Consider the following 1494-nt stretch of genomic DNA (forward strand, 5'->3'; position numbering starts at 1 on the left):
TAAGATCCCTGAAAGATGATCAGGTTGATAGGTTCGAGGTGGAAGCATGGTGACATGTGGAGCTGACGAATACTAATAGATCGAGGACTTAACCATATAATATGAAGCAATGTTATCTAGTTTTGAAAGAATATAAAAAACTTGTTGACTTTAAAAGTTAAATGAGTTACAATGATTCTTGTCTTAAATGAATACAGTCTGGTAATGATGGCAGAGAGGCCACACCCGTTCCCATACCGAACACGGAAGTTAAGCTCTCTAGCGCCGATGGTAGTTGGGACCTTGTCCCTGTGAGAGTAGGACGTTGCCAGGCAATCCGGAGGATTAGCTCAGCTGGGAGAGCACCTGCCTTACAAGCAGGGGGTCGGCGGTTCGATCCCGTCATCCTCCACCATTTAGCCGACTTAGCTCAATTGGTAGAGCAACTGACTTGTAATCAGTAGGTTGGGGGTTCAAGTCCTCTAGTCGGCACCAGTTTTTATTGTAAGAGCCATTAGCTCAGTTGGTAGAGCATCTGACTTTTAATCAGAGGGTCGAAGGTTCGAGTCCTTCATGGCTCACCATTTTAATTAATATGCGGGTGTGGCGGAATTGGCAGACGCACTAGACTTAGGATCTAGCGCCTTTGGCGTGGGGGTTCGACTCCCTTCACCCGCACTTTTAATAAAATATCTCAAACATGTCTTGCGGAAGTAGTTCAGTGGTAGAATACAACCTTGCCAAGGTTGGGGTCGCGGGTTCGAATCCCGTCTTCCGCTCCAATTTTCAATATGACATGCCGGGGTGGCGGAACAGGCAGACGCACAGGACTTAAAATCCTGCGGTGGGTGACCACCGTGCGGGTTCGACCCCCGCCCTCGGCACCATATGCGCCCGTAGCTCAATTGGATAGAGCGTTTGACTACGGATCAAGAGGTTAGGGGTTCGACTCCTCTCGGGCGCGTTTTCTTTCGGGAAGTGGCTCAGCTTGGTAGAGCACCTGGTTTGGGACCAGGGGGTCGCAGGTTCAAATCCTGTCTTCCCGATACTTGTTTGGGGCCTTAGCTCAGCTGGGAGAGCGCCTGCCTTGCACGCAGGAGGTCAGCGGTTCGATCCCGCTAGGCTCCACCATTAGTTCTTTGAAAACTGAACGAAACAAACAACGTGAAACGTCAATTTTTATTTTAGATGCTAGACAAACTAACTTTATTGGAGAGTTTGATCCTGGCTCAGGATGAACGCTGGCGGCGTGCCTAATACATGCAAGTCGAGCGAATGGATTAAGAGCTTGCTCTTATGAAGTTAGCGGCGGACGGGTGAGTAACACGTGGGTAACCTGCCCATAAGACTGGGATAACTCCGGGAAACCGGGGCTAATACCGGATAATATTTTGAACTGCATGGTTCAAAATTGAAAGGCGGCTTCGGCTGTCACTTATGGATGGACCCGCGTCGCATTAGCTAGTTGGTGAGGTAACGGCTCACCAAGGCAACGATGCGTAGCCGACCTGAGAG

The 1494-nt window shown here is 49.5% G+C and carries 9 tRNA genes and 3 rRNA genes; all 12 read left to right on the forward strand.

The annotated features are described in order from the left end of the window. Positions 1–96 (forward strand): 23S ribosomal RNA (locus tag GBN91_RS28485); the annotation flags it as partial. 101 nt (positions 97–197) lie between these two features. Next, positions 198–313 (forward strand): 5S ribosomal RNA (rrf, locus tag GBN91_RS28490). A gap of 5 nt (positions 314–318) precedes the next feature. After that, a tRNA-Val gene (locus tag GBN91_RS28495) sits at positions 319–394 on the forward strand. A 4-nt stretch (positions 395–398) separates the two neighbouring features. Further along, positions 399–474, forward strand: a tRNA-Thr gene (locus tag GBN91_RS28500). Positions 475–487: 13 nt separating this feature from the next. Next, a tRNA-Lys gene (locus GBN91_RS28505) sits at positions 488–563 on the forward strand. A gap of 13 nt (positions 564–576) precedes the next feature. Then, positions 577–657 (forward strand) — tRNA-Leu (locus GBN91_RS28510). A gap of 29 nt (positions 658–686) precedes the next feature. Continuing rightward, positions 687–761: transfer RNA gene (locus GBN91_RS28515), tRNA-Gly, on the forward strand. Between the two features lie 16 nt (positions 762–777). After that, positions 778–866: transfer RNA gene (locus GBN91_RS28520), tRNA-Leu, on the forward strand. A gap of 3 nt (positions 867–869) precedes the next feature. Beyond that, positions 870–943, forward strand: a tRNA-Arg gene (locus tag GBN91_RS28525). Positions 944–951: 8 nt separating this feature from the next. Continuing rightward, positions 952–1025, forward strand: a tRNA-Pro gene (locus tag GBN91_RS28530). 9 nt (positions 1026–1034) lie between these two features. Further along, positions 1035–1110, forward strand: a tRNA-Ala gene (locus GBN91_RS28535). A 75-nt stretch (positions 1111–1185) separates the two neighbouring features. After that, positions 1186–1494 (forward strand): 16S ribosomal RNA (locus GBN91_RS28540); the annotation flags it as partial.

Origin of the sequence: Bacillus sp. B1-WWTP-T-0.5-Post-4 (assembly GCF_009183795.1) — a bacterium.
GTDB lineage: Bacteria > Bacillota > Bacilli > Bacillales > Bacillaceae_G > Bacillus_A > Bacillus_A cereus.